Raw genomic sequence first — 18,737 nt, forward strand, 5'->3', positions numbered from 1 at the left:
GGGATCCATCATGGCAAAGGAACTTTTTATAGTAACGAGAATGTTCTCGTGAGAATACCAGGGGGGAGGACTGTCCGCTTGTTCAGGCTTTGGGGGTGAGATAAGTTTTCTTTGTTCCAAGTACCCGCGGTCTGCCAGGAGTAAAGTGAATATGAAGATTCAGAACATCGATCAAGGCGATTCGATGAAAGTCGAGATGGACGGCGTCGACGGATGCCAGGTAAAGCAATTGATCAGCCAGCAAGATGGTGCTCCGTTGTTCGCCATGCGCCAATTTGAAGTCGCCCCGGGAGGTTACACCCCCCACCACCATCATCCCTACGAGCACGAAGTCTACGTGATCGCTGGGGAAGGCGTCATTTTGGAAAAGGACTCGCCCCGTCCTATCAAAGCAGGAGACGCAATTTTGGTCGAGCCGGACGAAGTACATCAGTTCCGCAATACGGGAACCTCGCCGCTCAAGTTCCTGTGTCTGGTTCCTAACGCAGCTAACAACGCCCAGTTCCCGCCAGAGTGCCAGGAATAGCACATTCTTTCGGTGACGGTCACTCTAGCCCTTTCCTCACGGGGACGAAGAAGGAAACCTTTTCATGTCGGTCGAAACGGATATCCAGAAGCTGCGAGACCAGATCCGCTATCATGATCGGAAGTACTACGTCGAAGCCAGTCCCGAGATTTCGGACCTTGAGTACGACAAGCTTCTCAACGAGTTAAAAGAACTGGAGTCGCAGTACCCAGATCTGATTACGCCTGACAGTCCCACGCAGCGAATCGGCGACGCCCCGGTTCCTTACCTGGAGCAATTCGAACATCGTATCCCGATGCTTTCGATCGACAACACTTATAGCCTTGAAGAGTTGAAAAAGTACGGGGAGCGAATTAATAAGCTATTGCCCGACGAGAAGATTGCCTGGGTTGTGGAACTGAAGATAGACGGTGTGGCGGTATCGATTTTATATGAGGATGGTGTCCTCACGCGGGCGTTAACGCGAGGTAACGGAACGGTTGGGGACGATATCACGCATAACGTTCGCACGATCGCCGATGTGCCGCTCAGGCTGTCGGGCGAAAGTGTTCCGCCGGTAGTGGAAGTTCGCGGCGAGATCTACATGACCAACGCCGATCTGGTGAAGCTTAATGAAAGGCAAACTGAAGCCGGGCAACCTGCCTATAAGAATACTCGCAATGTAACAGCCGGAACGATCCGTTTGCTTGATCCTCGCATTGCCGCCGAGCGTAACCTGCGGGTCTTCTGCCACGGTGTCGGATACGCCGAAGGATTAAAGGCAACCTCGCATACTGAATTCCTGCAAGAGTTAAACTCTTACGGCCTGCCAGCGACACCATTCGTGAAATCGTTTGTCGATTTTGATTCGGCAATCGAGCACTGCCAGGAATTGATCGAGTCGCTGCATGAACTTGAATTCGAGGTCGACGGGCTTGTCTTGAAAGTCGATCGATTCGAGCAACGAGAACGTCTTGGGACAACCTCTAAGAGTCCTCGATGGCTGATCGCTTATAAGTTCGAGAAGTACGAAGCGATTACCAAGGTCAATAACATCGAAGTCCAAGTCGGCAAAACGGGCGCTATTACGCCGGTGGCGATCTTGGAACCGGTAGAACTAGCCGAGACGACCGTTTCGCGGGCCAGTTTGCATAATGCGGATGAAATCGAGCGTAAGGATGTGCGAATCGGCGACGTTGTGGTTGTCGAAAAGGCCGGTAAGATCATTCCGCATATCGTTCGCACGGAGAAACACGAGCGAAAAGTAGATTTGCCGCCCTTCCCTTTTCCTAAGAACTGCCCTTCGTGCGGTACTCCGGTCGTCAAGGATGAAGGAGGGGTAACCATCCGTTGCCCCAATTGGCAGGGTTGCCCGGCTCAGATTAAGGAACGCATTCGTTACTTTGCCACACGTAATGCGATGGATATCGAAGGTCTGGGAGACAAACTGGTCGATATGCTGGTCGACGAGCAGCTAGTGAAAACTTACGGCGATTTGTATCGGCTTACTTCCGACCAAATCGCTGCCCTGCCCCGCATGGGAAAGAAGTCTGGCGACAATCTAGTTGCTGCGGCAACGGAAAGTAAATCGCGGGGGCTTGGCCGCCTATTGAATGCACTTTCTATTCGCCATGTCGGTGCTCGGGGAGCAGAGCGTTTGGCCATGCACTTTGGAACCATCGACAAGTTGATGCAAGCATCAGAAGAAGAACTTGCCGAAATCGAAGACATTGGTGGCGTAATCGCCAAGAGTGTCTGCGAGTATTTCCTAACCGAATTCGGGCAGGAAACCATCGAAGATCTGCGGGGCATAGGGGTTTCGATGGAGACGGTCAAGCGAAGTGCAGATTCTGGCCCGGCGGTCTTCGATGGAATGGCGTTCGTTGTGACCGGCTCGCTAGAGAAGTTCACGCGGGATGAAATCGAAGAGCTGATTCGGGCGCGTGGCGGGAAAGCGTCGGGAAGCGTTTCTAAGAAGACAAGTTTTGTCATTGCTGGTGAAAAGGCCGGTAGTAAGCTTGAAAAAGCCCAAGCCTTGGGAGTGCGAGTTCTTAATGAACAGGAATTTGCTGATCTGCTGGCCGAGAAGGACGCAGGTGTTGACGGCTAAACCCGCACGAACTGGGTTGGTTTCAAACGGGTCGATTTGTTATCGTCACCCAGAGTTTATGGAACAATAGTCGGTTCGCAGGTTTAAATTGCCTGGAACTGAAATGCTAGCGTCGCAAGGATGCGTCAAATGCGCGTTTGTGGATTCACAATTCTGCGAGACGGAGTGCGGTTCGGGTACCCGTTTGTTGAGAGTATTCGTTCGGTATTACCACTGGTCGACCGATTCGTCATTCAAGTAGGGGATTGCTCCGACAATTCTCTGGAAGTCTTGAAGGCGATCAACGATCCCAAGATCGACATAGAAATCACGCCATGGGATCCCGAAATGAGGAAGGCCGGCGAAGTGCTGGCCCACCAGACCAATCTGGCAATGGACCGTTGCGATGGGGATTGGTTTTTCTATATCCAAGCGGATGAAGTGATCCACGAAGACGATTACCCTGTGATTCGACGGGCGATGAAAGACAACTGGCACAAGCCGTGGGTCGATGGTATTCGCTTTCGATATTTACACTTTCGGGGTGACTACAATATTCGAGATCCACTGGGGTATCGACGGCAGGTTCGGATCGTGCGAAATGATCGCCACATTCGTAGCGTTGGCGATGCTTGCGGTTTCGGGAAGAATGGCCACCGCTTACGGTCTAGCCTAATTAATGCTCGTGTTTTTCATTACGGGTATGTCCGTCCCCCGAAGGAAATGGCCGAAAAGGCTGCTCAATTCCAGCAGTTCTACGTCTTCGATAAAAAGGGTAACCAGGTCCGTAAGATCAAAGACCGCCCGTTAGAAGAAGTGGGCGAATACATTTACGACATGCAGTCTTGTGTTCCTTACAATGGAACTCACCCTGCTTTAATGGCGGATCGAATCGAAGCCAAAGACTGGGAAACGCCTGATTTCAAGCATATTCCGCTGTGGCGAAATAAATTCTGGTGGCACGGGCGCTTGAAGAAAGCCGTTCCGCAGATCTTCAATCCTAAGCAACCACGGGTTGACCATGCCTCAAAGAAGTTGCCGACGACTCAGTTGGATTCACCTGCCAAGGCGGCTTAAAGTTTATCCGCGTCGCCGTGAGATGCGCGGCGATAATCGTATTGACCTCCTCTTATGAATTCGCGATTTGATTTTTACTCGCGAGCTTCATATCGATTACACCGTCCCTGAAGTACGTTTCTGGGACATGTTGAGAAAAAAGGCCATTTGATTCTTCTGAATCAGATGGCCTTTTATTGTCTTTGATGCTGTGAACGGCTTGGATCGACTACTTTGTTGAAGTCGACGAAGGCTCGATGTCTTTCAGCGATCGTCCTAACCGCTTTCGGCTCCCGCCACGCGTGGTGGTGCTGCCGGAACTGGAAGAGTTGCTGATCTTCTCCGTCTTAGCATTTTGCAGAAAACCCAACATGTTTTTGTCGGAACCTTCGGCTTCGGTCGGCATTCCGATTTCTTCCACGGCGTCCGAAACGCCTAGCAAGACGGCCGACTTGACTCCGTTACGCATCCACTCGAAGAAATTGAAGTTGTTGCTCATATTCCAAATACCCTTTCTAACCGCCCGAGACTTGTGTGGGCGCGAAAATTACCAAGATGATTGAGGCGGGTCTAGGTCAAAACGCCCGCAACAATACCGGGCAATAGGTTTCATTGGGGACTATTCAGATTTCAGTCGAGTGAGTGCTCGCATACCACGGGCGATTGTGGCCACTCTCCTTCACCGAAAATGGGCCACATCAAAACTGGAAAACTCAAGGACAGTTCATTCGCTATAACCGGAACCGCCTTGTGTGAATTTAAAATGGGCAATCTAAAAAGACCGTTATGCTTGTACAGAGTCTGACGATAACCAGTGCTATCGTACGGAAACGATTGGCAATTATTGGACGAATGCTGGCCGCAGGAGGCAGGTGAACGATGAGCGACGGTTATCGCAATCACGGTGGAGAAGAGCACGCCTACGAACCTTACAGTTGGGGTTCTTTCGCGTTCGGGATCATTTTGGGCGTGGTCTTGGTCTATGTTTTTGCCGTTCGCCCTTCGGAAGAGCAACTTCACGACCTCAACATCCGCGTCTCGCGTCTGGATCGGTCGGTCGAAAAGCTGAGTAAGGCAGCTTCTACCATCAGTGGTACCAATGATCTGCTGGCTTCTTTGGAAGAACAGAAGTTGCTGACCCAGCGTGTCAGTGCAGTCAACGATCAACTACTGACTCAGTTTCAAAGGCTGACGTCGATGGAACTGGCCATGCACGAGGCAGAAGTTACACTCGATCGAATTTCGAGCCTGCATGATCGTGTCGCAAACCAGTATCCTGCTGCGATCCAGGCCGAGCATGTGTTCAACCAGTCGGCCAATTTGAACTCTCAGCTGATTCTGTCTCAGAATGACGTCCGTAAGGCAAAACTTACGTTGGCGGATTTGGTCAACCTGCAGGATCGACTCGTCCTGCAAGCACAGCAAGCAAACCAGGCAGACTTGGTTTTGCAAAATGTTTTTGCGATGCAGCAAGAATTGGTTGATGGGCAATCTCGAACGGAAAAAGCCCGACAAGTTGCCAATGACATGATCCAGATTGAAGCCGACTTGATCTGCCAGATGGGAGATTCCCAATTTGCGGTTCAATCTTTGGAGCAACTTCTGACGATGCAGAAACAGTTGAATCATGCCGGACACGATATGGAGGAAGCGCAGTCCAATGTGGGGGAGCTCCTAGCTCGTCTTGGATCCCCGACGCCCGCTTCGCCTCCGTCCTCGCCAGTCAGTCCGTGGAAAGTGATTCAAAGCCTGACCAGCCAAGTGAGCCAGCAGCGACTAGTACCGATGACCCCGTCGGAATTTCATCGCCTGGCGGAACACTTGACGCAGGGAGCACCCCCTGCTGTTGCCGACCTTGTCGCACCGAGTGCTGCGAAGGTCCGTTAACGCGATTGATACGCAGACTGCGTCGATAGGCTCAGGATAATACAATTGCAGTTTGATACGGCGGCACGGAGGCCTTTAGTCCTTGTACGCCAGCATTAAGAGCGTCCCTTGCTGTTCGCAGCTCGGGACGCTCTTTTTTTGCCTATGTTGCACGCATTGATGAGACCGAACAAGCCGATTGATTCATCACGCTAACGATTGATCTTGGCAACAGGTCAGAATTTCCTTATACGACTCTTTTCGGTAATTGCCCACCTAGGAGTCCGATAAGGAAATTCCCCGAATGGGATGGTTCTCTCCGCAATCAATACAGGTCTTGTCCCTAGTTACGCTACTGACGCTAGCTTCAAGCGTGCGCGCTTCGGAACAGGCGTCTTTGGATGGAATCGGATTAAGCTACTTCGACCAGGCACCTACCGAAAAGTCGGACGCTGAGTTCGTCCACTATCTGATGCCTGAAGGCGACGTACAATCCTCGTTGTCTTCTGTGCTGGAGGTGCCTCCGCTGCCAGAGCTACCCAAGCCAAAGCCAGAAGAAGAAAAGCCTGCAGAGCCCAAGCCGGAAGAGATAGAGAAACCGAAAGAGACCAAGCAGGAAGAGGAGCCGGAGGAAGAGGAAGATACGTATGGATATTTCGAATATGTTCCGTACGGACAGTACTACCATGTCGACTATTGGCTAGGTGAGGCAATCTGGAAAAACAGTGCAGAGCTAGGCTTAAATGGGCAAACAGGTAATACCGAATCTAACAGTTTGCGTGTCGGCGCTAAAATTAAACGCGAAGGGAAAGGGACGATCTTTTCCGCAGATATTCGCCATCTTCGAACGAGCGACAAGGACGGTCTCACGCAGAACAACGCCTACGTGAAACATAAGTTGGAATGGCCACTGAAGCTTCATAAGAATTGGTCCTTGTTTGAAAAAACGGACATCGAATACGACGCATTCAAAGCGTTCGATATGCGGTTGGTTTTCAACGGCGGTGTGAGTTACAAGCCGTATAAGACCGATGCAACAGATTGGACGTTGTCCGTCGGTTCTGGTTTTTCACAGGAATACGGCAGTCCTCAGAAGGGGATTATTCCGGAAGCGACGCTTGGATCGGAATTAAACCATCAGCTTACCGAGAAACAGTCATTTCAGCTCAAATTTGAATTCTTCCCTGCATTTGAAGCCGACCAGGGCTACCGCAGCGTGACCGATGCAAGCTATACGATAGCTTTGGATCATGGACTTTCGTTGAAGATCAGCGCTGAAGATCGCTACGACAGTACCCCCAACGATCGCAAAAGAAATGACTTGGATTATGCCTGTTTGCTGATCTGGCAGTTCTAACTGGCTCGGAATGCTGCTTAGCGCATCGCTCGCTTGGTTTATACTGGAGCAAGTCTGAAAGAGTATCTCGCCCCAGCCGAACTTCCTCGGAGCGTTCTACGATGCGTACCCTATTGCTGTCCTGGACTTGCTTGCTTCTGTTTGTCTTCTCGTCCGCAGTCTTTGCGGATGATGCCAAGTTAAAGGCCTTGATCGTCGATGGTCAAAATAATCATGGAGTTTGGCCCAAAACGACTCAGATGATGAAGTCATACCTAGAGGATTCAGGGAAATTTACCGTAGATGTCGCTACGACAGGTAAGAAATCAACCGATGGGTTTGCTCCCGTTTTCAAAGACTATGATGTCGTCATCAGCAATTACAACGGTCAGCGTTGGCCTAGTGCTACGGACAAGGCCTTTGTCGAATATGTGAACTCTGGCGGCGGCTTCGTTGTCGTACATGCTGCGAACAATGCGTTTGGCGACTGGGACGAATACAACCGCATCATTGGGCTAGGGGGTTGGGGTGGCCGTAATGCCCAGAGCGGGCCTTACGTTTACTTCAACAAGCAAGACGAAATCGTCCGCGATACCTCCAAGGGTAAAGGGGGGCACCATGGACGCCAGCATCCATTTCAAGTGATCGTGCGGGACGCAGATCATCCGATTACTCAGGGAATGCCCAAGTCGTGGATGCACACGCAAGACGAATTATACGATCAGCTTCGTGGCCCTGCTGAAAACATGAAAGTGCTTGCCACTGCCTATGCCGATCCAGCGACCGGCGGAAGTGGACGGCACGAACCGATGATTATGACCATCGACTATGGCAAAGGCCGCGTTTTCCACACGCCGATGGGGCATGCCGAATATTCAATGGAATGCGTTGGTTTCATTACGACCTTGCTTCGCGGAACAGAGTGGGCCGCTACGGGGAAAGTTACTAAAACGATTCCGGATGATTTTCCCGAACCCAACGCCGAGGCAAAGCGTCCGTTTGAAGCGGAAAAGAATTAGTTGATCGCTTAGTAGGTGGGCATGCTTGGGTCGATATCCTGAGCCCAAGCGTGGATACCGCCGGCCATATTCTGCACCTTGGGGAACCCTTGTTGACGCAGCCACTGGGTGACTCGCATACTACGTCCCCCGTGATGACAATGCACGACAATGTGCCGCTGACGGTGTGGTTCTAATTCGCTTAGACGATCCTGAATCTCGCTCATGGGAATGAGCGTAGAACCGTCAATGCGGACCAAGTCGAACTCATTCTGTTCGCGGCAATCCAGCAAGACGAAATCGGCCTTCTGGTTTGTCAGTTCTTGAACGTCGAGGCAGGTTGTTTCGATAGGTAGGCTGGTTTCTTCAGACATTTCTATTTCCTGGCAGTTGGAAGTTAATGTACCGACGAATCTAAAGGATGAGGCCGTCCATCGTCCAGTAGGACGTAATCTGATAAGTTGGATGGTTTACAGGATGCACGTCTTACTCAGCCAGTTTACCGATTAGCATGAATCTCGAAGCAACCCGAACATTCTCAATCGAAGTCATCCAAACGCTTCAGTCGGCAGGGTTTCAGGCACTTTGGGCAGGGGGGTGCGTAAGAGACTTGCTACTGCGAAAGCCGTCGAAAGATTTTGATGTCGCCACCGACGCCACGCCGGATCAGGTCCGCGATCTTTTCGGTTTCGATCGAACACTGCCGATTGGGGCCTCTTTTGGGGTTATCACCGTGCAAGGGGGCAAGCGTCGAGGTCAGGTTGAGGTCGCCACTTTTCGGACCGATTTGGGGTATTCCGACGGTCGTCGGCCAGATGAAGTTCGCTTTAGTAGTGCCGAGGAAGATGCTCAGCGACGCGACTTTACGATCAACGGGATGTTCTATGATCCTATCCAAGAGAAGATTCTCGACTATGTCGGCGGACAACGCGACCTGAAGAATCGCCTAGTACGCAGTATCGGCAACCCATACAAGCGTTTCGAGGAAGACAAGCTGCGAATGCTCAGAGCTGTAAGGTTTAGCTCAACCTTTGCTTTTGATCTAGAACTGCAGACTCAGCATGCGATCCGCGAGTACGCCAGGCATATTCACGTCGTGAGCGCGGAGAGAATCGCTTCCGAGATGCGGCGAATGCTGACTAACGATCATCGCATGATCGCCGTGAGAATGTTGCGAGATCTGACTTTGCTGCACGAGATTTTTCCCGAAGCAGATTCAACCGTGGGCCATGCGCTGCGGTGGAGCGAGACCTATCATTCGCTTCAGCGTTTAACACTGAGTGACTTTCGAATCGCGATGGCGCTACTATTGAGATATCCCTGTCAAAATAGCGTGTTGAATGGCAACCCTCTCAAGCCAATTCAGCCAGCCGAAAGGGTGTGCGATCGCTGGAAGTTAACCAACGACGAGACAAAAACAATTCAATGGTTGCTACGGCACGAATATACTATTCGCCATGCAGAACAAGTTACTTGGCCAAAGCTTCAGCGGTTATTGATTGCTGACTCGGCACCGCTGTTGCTAGGCATGGGGTATGCCATTCAGCGAGCTCGTGATTACTCAACGTCCGGCGTAGAATATGCCGAATCTCGCATGAGCCTGCCAGAAGAAGAATTGAATCCCCTTCCTCTCCTCTCTGGCAGCAACTTAATTCAAGCTGGATTCAAGCCAGGTCCGCAGTTTCAAAGAGTGCTTGAAGCGGTTCGCGATCAGCAACTGGAGAAACGCCTGCACACCACCGAAGAGGCTTTGGCTTTCGCTAGGGCTAATTGGGATTTAGACCACAGCTAAACTGACAACAAACCAGACAAAGAACAGACAACCGAAGGACGACCCGATGCATTTTCTACTGGAATTAATCATTCGCTGGGCCCACATCATACCGGCTATCATTCTCGTAGGAGGAACGCTTTATATGGTTTTGGCATTGCGTCCCGCGATACAAGCAACCGAGTTTTCCGAAAAGGACGAGTTAAAGTCGGCAATTCGTGCGCGCTGGGCCAAGGTTGTGATGATCTGTGCCGGCATCATTCTTCTTAGTGGGATTGCATCCCTGGTGCTTCAAGCAACCACGTATACGTTCCCTCAGAAGTATTATCATCCCGTAGCTGGGATGAAGTTTTTATTGGCGTTGGTCATTCTTTACATTGCCAGTTTGCTGAGTGGGCGTAGTAAGAATGCAGAGAAGTTCCGCGAGAAGGAGGCCTTCTGGCTGAAGCTCAACGCTACTCTGGCAGTCATCTTGGTGTTGATGGCCGGAACGCTACGAGTGGCCGATCGCGTGCCTAAAAATGCCGATTCTGCCGATTCTGAGGTCTTAGCTCCTTCCCAGGAAGGGGTGACCGGCGAGAATTCTTAATGTATTGGGGGAAAGCGACTAAGATAGAGTCACGCCGGGGGCTACCTCCTTTAAGGCTGCTGGCGTTTTATATTCCCCTTCGACGATAGGTGTGCCTGCCATGTCCAACCGAAACGAGGCCTTGGCTGTCTTGAAGCTAGCTCGCGATGCGCTCCTCGCTCGCATGACCGAAGCGATACTCGACCAAGCCGAAGAGATCGTCGCCGATGCGGAAGGAGAATCGTTTCTCAGCGAGATCGAATCGTTGTACGACCAAATGGGCAATAAGCTGGCGCACCTAAATCAAATGATTGCCAACTTGCCGGCTGAGCTAGAACCGCAATTGGATGCGTACTCATACGATCGGGAAGACGAAGCCGACGAAAAGCCAAAGGCCCGGTTACCTCATATTCCAATCGCATCGCAGTCGGCTACGCAGCTGGCGCCAAGCATCGAACGCGATGACTTAATCGGACTGCCCGCTCCCGGCGTTAGTCAGCCGAAGGCCCCTGCTTTTGCTCGTTTTGTTTCCCATATCGAACAAGGCGAAATCGATCAGGCTGGAGATGTCATTGCTCATATTTTTGGTTTGTCTCCTTTTAGCGGTATGAAGTGCGCAGAAACCTTCTCCGTTCGGTACGAAAGCGATACGGCCGTTGTCGTCAAGGCGATGCGTATTAGACAGGAACTTACGCATAACCGTTTTAACGATGCCTTAATGCTGATGCACGAATGCTTCGGACTTCAGGGAATCGAGGCGATGATTGCCCTGCAAAAGATGCGGGAGATTATTGCTGCTCCCTCTAGCAGTTAGTACAACACATTCTTTCACCAAGCGATAAATGGGAGTCTTCATGGACAAGAAGCAAAAGAAGCGTCTCGATATTCTTCAGAAGAAGATGCAAACATTGAATCAGAAACTTGCCGGAGTCAAGGAACAAGCAGACGAACCGGGAGAAGTGGAAGCAGTCGAGCAAGAGATTGCCAAAACTCGGGAAGAGATCGAAAAGCTCAAAGCTTCCTAAAAAGATTCGCATATCTCTTGGCGGTTGCTTAAACTGCTAGTCGCCCCCTCGTCCCTCAATTTCCCACCCTCTGGACGACCATTGTGATGCGACGAACTAAAGTCTTCTTGGCAGGCATATTCCTAATGCTTGCCTGCATGTTTTTTTCGGTAGCAAACGCTCAGGATGCCATGCGTGTTCTACCTCCTGGAGAGCTGCCTAGCGATTCTCGTCTGGCTCCGCCAAAAGATCTGAACGGGTACTTTCCGTTCTCGCCACCTGCGAGTGTCGCCCAGTGGGATGTCCGGTCGGAAGACGTTCGTACTCAATTGAAAGTCGCGCTCGGTCTTTGGCCAATGCCTCCAAAGACATCGCTCAACTATGAGGTCACCGGACGACGAGAGTTTGTCGACTATTCGGTCTCAAATATTCGATTTGAGAGTATTCCAGGGCTGTATGTCACCGGTAATCTATACGAACCACTAGGCAAAGAGGGGCCTTTTCCTGGTGTCCTTTGTCCGCACGGGCACTGGGCGAATGGGCGATACTACGTTGCCGATGAAAACGCTGTGAAAAAGCAGCTTGAAAGCGGTGCGGAAACCGACGCCGTAGCCGCTGAGAACCCGATTCAGGCCCGCTCCGTGCATTTGGCACGCATGGGTTGTGTCGTACTGCAAATCGACATGCTTGGTTATGCCGATAGTCAGCAACTATCGTTCGAGCTCGTTCACAAGTTTTCCCAGCAGCGGCCAGAAATGAACACGAACGAGCGTTGGGGTTTTTTCAGCCCTCAAGCGGAATCGCATTTGCAATCGGTCATGGGGCTACAGATCTGGAATTGCATTCGATCGCTTGATGTTCTCGAAAGTTTTTCTCGCGTCGACAAGTCACGCCTGGCAATCACAGGAGCGAGTGGTGGTGCGACGCAAACTATGTTGGCTTCCGCGATCGACCCTCGGGTCGCCGTTTGCTTTCCAGCTGTGATGGTTTCAACGGCCATGCAAGGAGGTTGCACCTGTGAAAACTGTACGTTGCTTCGCATTGGGACTGGCAACGTCGAGTTCGCCGCTCTCTTCGCCCCTAAGCCTCAGGGACTTACGTCTGCCGATGACTGGACGGTCGATTTTGAAACGAAAGGTTTTCCCGAACTGAATCAGCTATACGACTTAATGGATGCTGAAAACCGCGTGCATCTGACCGCGAGAACCGAGTTCGGGCATAATTATAATGCCGTATCTCGCAAAGCGATGTACGAGCTGTTCAAGAAGGAATTTGGTTTAGATGCTTCCACCCAAGAGCGACCGTTCAACCGGCTTGGCATTGAAGAGCTGTCAGTCTGGAACGAAGAGAATCGCCCAACGTACAAACCAGAGTTTGAGAGAGAACTGGTCGAGAGAATGACCGAGCAGTCGGACGAAACGATCATGCCGCTGCTATTGGGTGACTCGGAAAAGTTCGCCAATTATCGTGAGATGGTTGATAAGGCGTTGGACGTGATTGTTGGTTGGGAAGCCCCTGCCGCCGATCAGCTAGACTTTAATGTAAAGGATAAACAGCAGCAGCAAGACTTCTTGTTGATTTCCGGGCTGCTGCACAACGATCAGAACAAGTCCCAGTTGCCAGCACTTTTTCTATACCCCAATGAAAATTGGAACGGGCACACGGTTCTCTGGCTCACCAAGGAAGGGAAGTCTGGTGTGTTTGACGAGGGAGAACGTCTAAAACCTGAGGTCGCCAAGTTAGTCTCTTCGGGCATATCGGTCGCGGCGGTAGACTTGATCTATCAGGGAGACTTTCTGCCGGATCGGCAGTCTTTTCAGGAGACACCAAGAGTCGAAAATAGCCGAGAGGCAGCAGCTTATACTCTCGGTTATAACCACTCGGTCGCCGCTCAACGCATTCAAGATATTTTGTCCACGGCGGCTTTCATGAGAAAACATGATCGTCAACCAAAGTCGATCGGGCTGGTCGCTCTCGATCCTGCTATAGCAGCGTTAGGTAGTGTCGCTGTCGCCACACACTCAGACGCATTTGACTTCGGTGTCCTTAAGACCGATGGCTTTCGATTCGGTCACGTTAAATCAATCCGTTCGCCTGATTTGTTGCCGGGCGGCGCAAAGTACGGCGACGTGCCAGGATTCTTAGCGATGGCATCTCCGATGCTTCTTCGAGTTATTGGGGAAGACGAAGATAGTGAAAAGCCTGTGCGAGTGGCCTACGGCAGAGATGAGAAACAAGAGATGCTAACCGATATGGATTCAGAGGTCTCACCAGTCGATTGGATCATGAATCAGTTAAGTGCCATCGCTGTTCAGTAGCGGTTACGCATTAGAAAACGGGGCCTTGAAAAGTATGGTGCGCTACGTAAGCGAACTCCAGCAGAGGAGGACGTTTCGTCATGCCTAGGGCGTTGAATTTCCCCATGCTGATCAACCAGCCCAATTACGTCGATCTTATTCCACCCGTGGACTTCTTTCGTTCTTAAGGGGCTCTAGCGGAATCTTTGAGATGTCTTCGCCAGAACTTGAAGTGTTAGGTCGGTTCCTTGTCAGACGGCAACTTCGTTACCTAGCGGGATGTAAACCGACACTCGCAAGCAGGACGAGCAGCCGATAGAGTGCTGATTCGCAGTTGAATCAACTCTAACTCAGTGCAGGCAAATCCATTCGAAACGAAGATCCCGCCAATGGGATTCTCACGTGAAATCGATACGTCTTCCAGCGAGCTTAGTAGCGACGCGTTGTGTTCAGAGAGAGACAAAACCATAGATTAGCAAGATATGGTTATTAACTTGAAATGCCGATTATTGATCACGCGAGTGGAGTTGTCGTGCGCCAACGTTGCTTGGAAGCTGCTGGGACGTTGCTACCCGCATCCTGCCATTAACTAATTTCAATTGAGGATCGATGTTGTAGATTCCGTCCTTTTCTTTGACAGGCAATCTCAGGGCACTCTCGTTGATTTTTCTATCGATTGAGTACCAGGCGTTGCTTTCAAATTGGAACGTTTCGGGTGAGGTGTGCGGGCCTACGTTCACACTACGAAAAGCTTGCTCTGCTTTGAATTGGATGACATTGTTGCGAAAGACTCCGTTTCGGCACGGTACAAATCCGGGTTCGGTCGTTTCCTGTAAAATGCGTAAAACCCACTTGGCAGGGTCGACAATCGTATTGTGCTGGACGATGGCTCTGTCCACCCCAACAAACGCCATCGCGGCCATGCCGCCAATGAATGTGCAGTCTTCGACCGTGATGTCTTTAGCTTCGTAAGTCACACCCCGCGGTCGAAAATAAGGGAGTCCAGTACTTCCGCCAATGTTAACGCCGCGGTGTCCGCATTCACTAAAGAAACATCGAGAAACCACTATCTTGCTTGTACCGCCCTTCATTTGAACTCCGCTGGCAGAGTTCATCGTGTCGAATTTCATCGTGCAGTTACGTACGATCCCTTGGTGACAGCCAACCATATCGATTGCCGATCCCCCTTTCCCCCACCGTTCGATCTGGCAGTTTTCGATGGTGAGATAATCGACGCCAGAGAGCTTGATGCCGTCGCAATTACCGCTGGGACCAATGTCATGAACATAGATGTTTCGAAGCGTCACATGCAGGGCAGGGGAGTCATAGGTGCTAGCATCGTCGACGTTCAAGCCATTTTGAGAGGCCCGTCGGATCTCCAGATTCTCAAGTACAACATGGGCCGGATCGGAAACTTGTAGTCCGAAATGTCCTCCTTCGATAAGGCAGCGGTTGGCAGGATCTTTACCGCGAATAACAATCGGCATTTCGGAAGTTCCGTGAAGATTCTTGATCGAGATACCTCCCTCCAGAGACTTAGACGTGATGGTAATCACGGTTCCCGGCTTTGCTTGGGAAACAGCCTGAAGAAGTTCAGTTTTTGAGGTAACTTCGATCTCGGCGACTGCAACTGCAGGAGAAACGCACAGAAACAAAAGCGGCAGAACCAAAAGGAGGGGCATAATAAGGCCTGGATTGGAAAAAGTTCACCAAAAGGCACAATGCGTAAAGCATCGTGGATGATTAAGCGTAAGCCAATCAGAAAAGTCCGCCTAGGATTTGTTTAGCCCGCCGCGACCTTTAGAATATAGGCTCGCCCCTGTCGGGGCAAAACCAACACCCGCTGACAAGATTGCGTTCAAGGGAGCAACAAGTAATGAGTGAACACGTAGAAGTTGTGCATCTGAAGGATCTGACCATTGTTCGCATAACCGGCAAGCTAACCGCTGCCGACTACGAACACTTTGTACCTGAAATCGAAAAACAGATTTCGGAATTCGGTAAGCTTCGCCTATTGGTCGAAATGCACAACTTCGAAGGCTGGACCATGGGAGCTCTGTGGGACGACGTCAAGTTTGATGCAAAGCATTGGGGCGACATCAAACGTCTGGCGATCGTTGGTGAATCGAAATGGGAATCGGGCATGGCCGTTTTCTGCAAGCCATTTACTTCCGCAAATGTTAAGTATTTCGACCATACCAAGTTGGAAGAAGCTAAGAAGTGGTTGGTTGAGGAAGAGTAAACGCTTCCGTTTGCTTCCAGCGATATTCACTCTACCTCGTTTCAGGATTTGTCCGCAATGGTGGACGAGGACCGTCGAGACGTTCGTCAATTCGTTGATGAGCTTTACCGCACGGAATCGCGCCGTGTCTATGCAACCTTAGTGCGCCTGCTTAGCGACTTCGATCTTGCAGAAGAAGCTATGCATGAGGCGTTCACGTCAGCGTTGGTGAAATGGCAGGAAGAGGGAATTCCCCAAAACCCCCGTGCGTGGTTAGTATCTACGGGGCGATTTAAGGCTATCGACACGATTCGTCGACGCGTGAGGTTCGACGAATCGTTGGGGGATATCGCGAAACGACTGGACAAAGAACAAGACCAGTTTGCGGCCATTGATGACGAAAATATCGAAGACGATCGACTTCGGCTGATCTTTACCTGTTGTCATCCAGGGATCCCATCCAATACTCAGGTGGCTTTGACGCTACGGGAAGTATGCGGACTTCGTACGGAAGAAATTGCCAGCGCGTTTCTTACCACTCCGCCCACCATCGCTCAGCGGATTGTCCGCGGAAAGCAAAAGATTCGAGACGCAGGCATCCCGTTTGAGATACCGACGATTCCTCATATGCCTCAGCGTTTGGATTCAGTGCTTTCGGTAATCTACCTTGTATTTAACGAAGGGTACTCCGCCTCGTCTGGAGAGACGGCCACGCGACGTGATCTTTCAGAAGAAGCCATTCGGCTGGGGCGGCTCTTAGTCCAACTACTTCCCGACGCCGAAGCAATTGGCCTCTTGGCCCTGATGCTGATCCAGGAATCGCGCCGAACGGCGCGTACTTCAGCTTCAGGCGATATTATTTTGCTGGAAAACCAAGACCGGTCATTGTGGGTTCGGCAGTACATTTCGGAAGGGGTGGAACTCATTCAACAAGCTTTGCTGACTCGTCGATTTGGCTTATACACCATCCAGGCGGCTATTGCCGCCGTTCATGCTGAAGCAAAAACACCTGAAGCAACCGACTGGACGCAAATCATTGCCCTCTATGATGTTCTGTCTAGAATTGATCCGTCGCCAGTCGTTGAATTAAACCGTGCCGTCGCTGTAGCAATGCGTGATGGTCCTGAAGCTGGCTTGACGTTGATCGACGAAATACTCGCCGAAGGGACCTTGTCCGAATACCATCTGGCACATGCCGCGCGAGCTGACCTCTGTCGACGAATGGGCAAGACCAACGATGCCGTGAATGCTTATCGGCGTGCCTTGGAATTGGTGAAGCAGGAACCGGAACGCCGTTTTCTTGAGGGACGGATCAAACAATTGAGTTAGTCTCAATTTCCAATTATTTTTCAGGACCTGTCGATTTCGCACCGGCTGAATCGACCATGGGGTAAAGGAACGAGTCTTACCTCAGTTTTAGGAGAACCTGATGAAGTTCGTCTGCTTGGGATATATCGATGCGTCGATGTGGGAGAGTCTCCCTAAGGAAGAAGCCGAAAAGGCGATGGAAGAGTGTATGGCCTACGACAATGAACTCCGCAAGGGAGGCAATTTCGCAGGCGGCGGGGCGCTCGATGCTCCCCAAAACGGTGTGACACTTCGCCATCAAGCGGGCCAAGTCCGTGTGACGGATGGTCCGTATACCGAAACAAAAGAACAGATCGGGGGGATCCTGCTGTTGGAAGCCCGCGACTTGAATCATGCCATACAGCTGATGACAAAGCATCCTGGAGTTCGCATGGGCCCCTTTGAAATTCGCCCGGCTGACGAAGCTATGAACTTGCAGATTCTGGAAATCTCAGAGCGTTTGGCCAAAGAAACCAACGAAATTTAGGCACATCGGTAGCTGACCTTAGATCCCGTTCTCAATCCCATTGCAAGGACAATATTCATGCACGTTGAACCTCAAGTCGAGCACCGCTGGCTAGAGAATTTGTTGGGTGACTGGACCATCGAAGCAGAAATGGATATGGGCCCTGGCAAGCCAAGGGAAACATCTGTCGGCAAGGAAAGCGTTCGGCTTCTCGGCGAAGTGTGGGTGCTTTGCGATATGGAGAGCGATATGCCTGAGGGCAGCACAGCGCTCTCGCAAATGGCCCTTGGGTACGATCCGCAACAGAAGTCGTTTGTCGGTTCTTTTGTTTCGTCGAGCATGGCCACACTCTGGATTTATGGAGGCGGCACGCTCAACGATGCAGGCAATCAGCTGACGCTAAACACGACTGGGCCTAGTTTTACTGGGGAAGGCATGTCGCAATATCAGGATGTTATTGAGATCGTGGACAAGGACCACCGTATTTTGCATTCCTTCATGCTGGACGAAAACGAAGTCTGGCAAGAGTTCATGACGGCCAAATATACTCGCCAACAATGATTATCTATCCTATTCAAGGGAATCCTTAAAATGGCACTTTCGCCTGTGAAACGTCGGGTTTTGAATATCGTTTTATTCTTATTGATCGGGCTGATCGTTTTGGCCTTTGCTTTGGCAATTGCCGTGTCCCTGCAGCCAAATGAATTTCAGGTTACCCGATCCATGAAAATGGATGCTCCGCCTGAGGTAGTCTTTCCGCATGTAAATCAGTTCGCTGCCTGGAAGGCCTGGTCTCCCTACGAAAAGCTCGACCCTAATATGACGACAACTTTAGAAGGGCCCACGGCAGGGCAGGGGGCCGTCATGCGATGGGCGGGAAATGGTAACGCAGGTGCTGGAAGCACGACCATCGTCCAAAGTGAACCCAACGAGTCGATTCAGATTGATCTTCAAATGACCGCTCCGATGGACTGTCACAATGATGTCGTTTTCACATTCCGGCCTGAGGGCAAGAGCACGGTGGTGACGTGGAGCATGAGTGGTAAGGTAGACCTGATGGCGAAGTTCTTTCATCTCATAATCGACATCGACAAGATGTGCGGCGACCAGTTCACCGAGGGGCTCGCCAGTTTGAAAGAGATAAGCGAGAAACAAGCATCGGCGACAACCTCGTAGCCGCACAGCCACTTTTTCATTTTTCTAAGAGAGAACA

19 protein-coding genes are annotated in these 18,737 nt (G+C 51.0%); 16 read left to right on the top strand and 3 right to left on the bottom strand.

Features of this window, described 5'->3' with window-relative positions:
* Positions 1–151 precede the first annotated feature (151 nt).
* From HOV93_RS07215 to HOV93_RS07225, 3 genes are all read left to right on the top strand, one after another.
* Positions 152–526, top strand: a complete 375-nt coding sequence (locus HOV93_RS07215; RefSeq protein ID WP_207395792.1) for a cupin domain-containing protein — start codon at positions 152–154, stop codon at positions 524–526.
* A gap of 64 nt (positions 527–590) precedes the next feature.
* The gene (gene ligA / locus HOV93_RS07220; RefSeq protein WP_207395793.1) at positions 591–2,615 is read left to right on the top strand and encodes an NAD-dependent DNA ligase LigA; all 2,025 of its coding nucleotides are present in this window, start codon (positions 591–593) and stop codon (positions 2,613–2,615) included.
* 129 nt (positions 2,616–2,744) lie between these two features.
* The gene (locus HOV93_RS07225) at positions 2,745–3,671 is read left to right on the top strand and encodes a hypothetical protein (protein WP_207395794.1); all 927 of its coding nucleotides are present in this window, start codon (positions 2,745–2,747) and stop codon (positions 3,669–3,671) included.
* 208 nt (positions 3,672–3,879) lie between these two features.
* On the opposite strand, the gene HOV93_RS07230 is transcribed toward HOV93_RS07225, so the two are convergent.
* Complete coding sequence (locus HOV93_RS07230; RefSeq protein WP_207395795.1) at positions 3,880–4,149, bottom strand: hypothetical protein; 270 nt, start codon at positions 4,147–4,149, stop codon at positions 3,880–3,882.
* A 380-nt stretch (positions 4,150–4,529) separates the two neighbouring features.
* On the opposite strand from HOV93_RS07230, the gene HOV93_RS07235 reads away from it, so the two are divergent.
* The 3 genes from HOV93_RS07235 (at position 4,530) to HOV93_RS07245 (ending at position 7,871) form a co-directional block, all read left to right on the top strand.
* Positions 4,530–5,537: a hypothetical protein gene (locus tag HOV93_RS07235; RefSeq protein ID WP_207395796.1), complete on the top strand. Its 1,008-nt coding sequence runs from the start codon at positions 4,530–4,532 to the stop codon at positions 5,535–5,537.
* Positions 5,538–5,820: 283 nt separating this feature from the next.
* A complete protein-coding gene (locus tag HOV93_RS07240) occupies positions 5,821–6,873 on the top strand; it encodes a DUF481 domain-containing protein (RefSeq protein WP_207395797.1) in 1,053 nt (350 codons plus the stop codon).
* A 101-nt stretch (positions 6,874–6,974) separates the two neighbouring features.
* Positions 6,975–7,871, top strand: coding sequence for a ThuA domain-containing protein (locus tag HOV93_RS07245; RefSeq protein WP_207395798.1), 897 nt, complete (start codon positions 6,975–6,977; stop codon positions 7,869–7,871).
* A gap of 8 nt (positions 7,872–7,879) precedes the next feature.
* Here HOV93_RS07245 and HOV93_RS07250 read toward each other — a convergent pair whose 3' ends face one another.
* Positions 7,880–8,224, bottom strand: a complete 345-nt coding sequence (locus HOV93_RS07250) for a rhodanese-like domain-containing protein (protein WP_207395799.1) — start codon at positions 8,222–8,224, stop codon at positions 7,880–7,882.
* A gap of 137 nt (positions 8,225–8,361) precedes the next feature.
* Between HOV93_RS07250 and HOV93_RS07255 the strand changes: the two genes are divergently transcribed.
* From HOV93_RS07255 to HOV93_RS07275, 5 genes are all read left to right on the top strand, one after another.
* On the top strand, positions 8,362–9,642 hold the full coding sequence (locus HOV93_RS07255; RefSeq protein ID WP_207395800.1) for a CCA tRNA nucleotidyltransferase: 1,281 nt from the start codon (positions 8,362–8,364) through the stop codon (positions 9,640–9,642).
* Between the two features lie 46 nt (positions 9,643–9,688).
* Positions 9,689–10,210 carry a hypothetical protein gene (locus HOV93_RS07260; RefSeq protein ID WP_207395801.1) on the top strand — a complete coding sequence of 174 codons (522 nt, stop codon included), beginning with the start codon at positions 9,689–9,691 and terminating at the stop codon, positions 10,208–10,210.
* Between the two features lie 100 nt (positions 10,211–10,310).
* Complete coding sequence (locus tag HOV93_RS07265; RefSeq protein ID WP_207395802.1) at positions 10,311–11,003, top strand: hypothetical protein; 693 nt, start codon at positions 10,311–10,313, stop codon at positions 11,001–11,003.
* Positions 11,004–11,043: 40 nt separating this feature from the next.
* The gene (locus tag HOV93_RS07270; RefSeq protein ID WP_199188722.1) at positions 11,044–11,214 is read left to right on the top strand and encodes a hypothetical protein; all 171 of its coding nucleotides are present in this window, start codon (positions 11,044–11,046) and stop codon (positions 11,212–11,214) included.
* A 170-nt stretch (positions 11,215–11,384) separates the two neighbouring features.
* The gene (locus HOV93_RS07275) at positions 11,385–13,511 is read left to right on the top strand and encodes an alpha/beta hydrolase family protein (protein ID WP_207395803.1); all 2,127 of its coding nucleotides are present in this window, start codon (positions 11,385–11,387) and stop codon (positions 13,509–13,511) included.
* Between the two features lie 485 nt (positions 13,512–13,996).
* Here the strand turns inward: HOV93_RS07275 and HOV93_RS07280 are convergent, their stop codons facing one another.
* Positions 13,997–15,172 carry a right-handed parallel beta-helix repeat-containing protein gene (locus tag HOV93_RS07280; protein WP_207395804.1) on the bottom strand — a complete coding sequence of 392 codons (1,176 nt, stop codon included), beginning with the start codon at positions 15,170–15,172 and terminating at the stop codon, positions 13,997–13,999.
* A gap of 194 nt (positions 15,173–15,366) precedes the next feature.
* Between HOV93_RS07280 and HOV93_RS07285 the strand changes: the two genes are divergently transcribed.
* The 5 genes from HOV93_RS07285 (at position 15,367) to HOV93_RS07305 (ending at position 18,700) form a co-directional block, all read left to right on the top strand.
* Complete coding sequence (locus tag HOV93_RS07285) at positions 15,367–15,732, top strand: SpoIIAA family protein (RefSeq protein WP_207395805.1); 366 nt, start codon at positions 15,367–15,369, stop codon at positions 15,730–15,732.
* A gap of 57 nt (positions 15,733–15,789) precedes the next feature.
* Entirely contained in the window at positions 15,790–17,040 is a 1,251-nt protein-coding gene (locus tag HOV93_RS07290) for an RNA polymerase sigma factor (RefSeq protein ID WP_207395806.1), read from the top strand.
* 100 nt (positions 17,041–17,140) lie between these two features.
* Positions 17,141–17,545: a YciI family protein gene (locus tag HOV93_RS07295; RefSeq protein ID WP_207395807.1), complete on the top strand. Its 405-nt coding sequence runs from the start codon at positions 17,141–17,143 to the stop codon at positions 17,543–17,545.
* Between the two features lie 57 nt (positions 17,546–17,602).
* Positions 17,603–18,085 carry a DUF1579 domain-containing protein gene (locus tag HOV93_RS07300; protein WP_207395808.1) on the top strand — a complete coding sequence of 161 codons (483 nt, stop codon included), beginning with the start codon at positions 17,603–17,605 and terminating at the stop codon, positions 18,083–18,085.
* Positions 18,086–18,115: 30 nt separating this feature from the next.
* Entirely contained in the window at positions 18,116–18,700 is a 585-nt protein-coding gene (locus tag HOV93_RS07305) for an SRPBCC family protein (RefSeq protein ID WP_207395809.1), read from the top strand.
* Positions 18,701–18,737 lie beyond the last annotated feature (37 nt).

Origin of the sequence: Bremerella alba, assembly GCF_013618625.1 — a bacterium.
Lineage (GTDB): Bacteria > Planctomycetota > Planctomycetia > Pirellulales > Pirellulaceae > Bremerella > Bremerella alba.

What these genes read in the sequence shown, in the direction of transcription:
- HOV93_RS07275 (WP_207395803.1), top strand. Translation starts at nt 11,385, where the DNA reads ATGCGTGTTCTACCTCCTGGAGAGCTGCCTAGCGATTCTCGTCTGGCT.
- HOV93_RS07235 (WP_207395796.1), top strand. Translation starts at nt 4,530, where the DNA reads ATGAGCGACGGTTATCGCAATCACGGTGGAGAAGAGCACGCCTACGAA.
- HOV93_RS07300 (WP_207395808.1), top strand. Translation starts at nt 17,603, where the DNA reads ATGCACGTTGAACCTCAAGTCGAGCACCGCTGGCTAGAGAATTTGTTG.
- HOV93_RS07215 (WP_207395792.1), top strand. Translation starts at nt 152, where the DNA reads ATGAAGATTCAGAACATCGATCAAGGCGATTCGATGAAAGTCGAGATG.
- HOV93_RS07290 (WP_207395806.1), top strand. Translation starts at nt 15,790, where the DNA reads ATGGTGGACGAGGACCGTCGAGACGTTCGTCAATTCGTTGATGAGCTT.
- HOV93_RS07305 (WP_207395809.1), top strand. Translation starts at nt 18,116, where the DNA reads ATGGCACTTTCGCCTGTGAAACGTCGGGTTTTGAATATCGTTTTATTC.
- HOV93_RS07265 (WP_207395802.1), top strand. Translation starts at nt 10,311, where the DNA reads ATGTCCAACCGAAACGAGGCCTTGGCTGTCTTGAAGCTAGCTCGCGAT.
- HOV93_RS07245 (WP_207395798.1), top strand. Translation starts at nt 6,975, where the DNA reads ATGCGTACCCTATTGCTGTCCTGGACTTGCTTGCTTCTGTTTGTCTTC.
- HOV93_RS07225 (WP_207395794.1), top strand. Translation starts at nt 2,745, where the DNA reads ATGCGCGTTTGTGGATTCACAATTCTGCGAGACGGAGTGCGGTTCGGG.
- HOV93_RS07250 (WP_207395799.1), bottom strand. Translation starts at nt 8,224, where the DNA reads ATGTCTGAAGAAACCAGCCTACCTATCGAAACAACCTGCCTCGACGTT.
- HOV93_RS07270 (WP_199188722.1), top strand. Translation starts at nt 11,044, where the DNA reads ATGGACAAGAAGCAAAAGAAGCGTCTCGATATTCTTCAGAAGAAGATG.
- HOV93_RS07285 (WP_207395805.1), top strand. Translation starts at nt 15,367, where the DNA reads ATGAGTGAACACGTAGAAGTTGTGCATCTGAAGGATCTGACCATTGTT.
- HOV93_RS07295 (WP_207395807.1), top strand. Translation starts at nt 17,141, where the DNA reads ATGAAGTTCGTCTGCTTGGGATATATCGATGCGTCGATGTGGGAGAGT.
- HOV93_RS07260 (WP_207395801.1), top strand. Translation starts at nt 9,689, where the DNA reads ATGCATTTTCTACTGGAATTAATCATTCGCTGGGCCCACATCATACCG.
- ligA (WP_207395793.1), top strand. Translation starts at nt 591, where the DNA reads ATGTCGGTCGAAACGGATATCCAGAAGCTGCGAGACCAGATCCGCTAT.
- HOV93_RS07280 (WP_207395804.1), bottom strand. Translation starts at nt 15,172, where the DNA reads ATGCCCCTCCTTTTGGTTCTGCCGCTTTTGTTTCTGTGCGTTTCTCCT.
- HOV93_RS07230 (WP_207395795.1), bottom strand. Translation starts at nt 4,149, where the DNA reads ATGAGCAACAACTTCAATTTCTTCGAGTGGATGCGTAACGGAGTCAAG.
- HOV93_RS07240 (WP_207395797.1), top strand. Translation starts at nt 5,821, where the DNA reads ATGGGATGGTTCTCTCCGCAATCAATACAGGTCTTGTCCCTAGTTACG.
- HOV93_RS07255 (WP_207395800.1), top strand. Translation starts at nt 8,362, where the DNA reads ATGAATCTCGAAGCAACCCGAACATTCTCAATCGAAGTCATCCAAACG.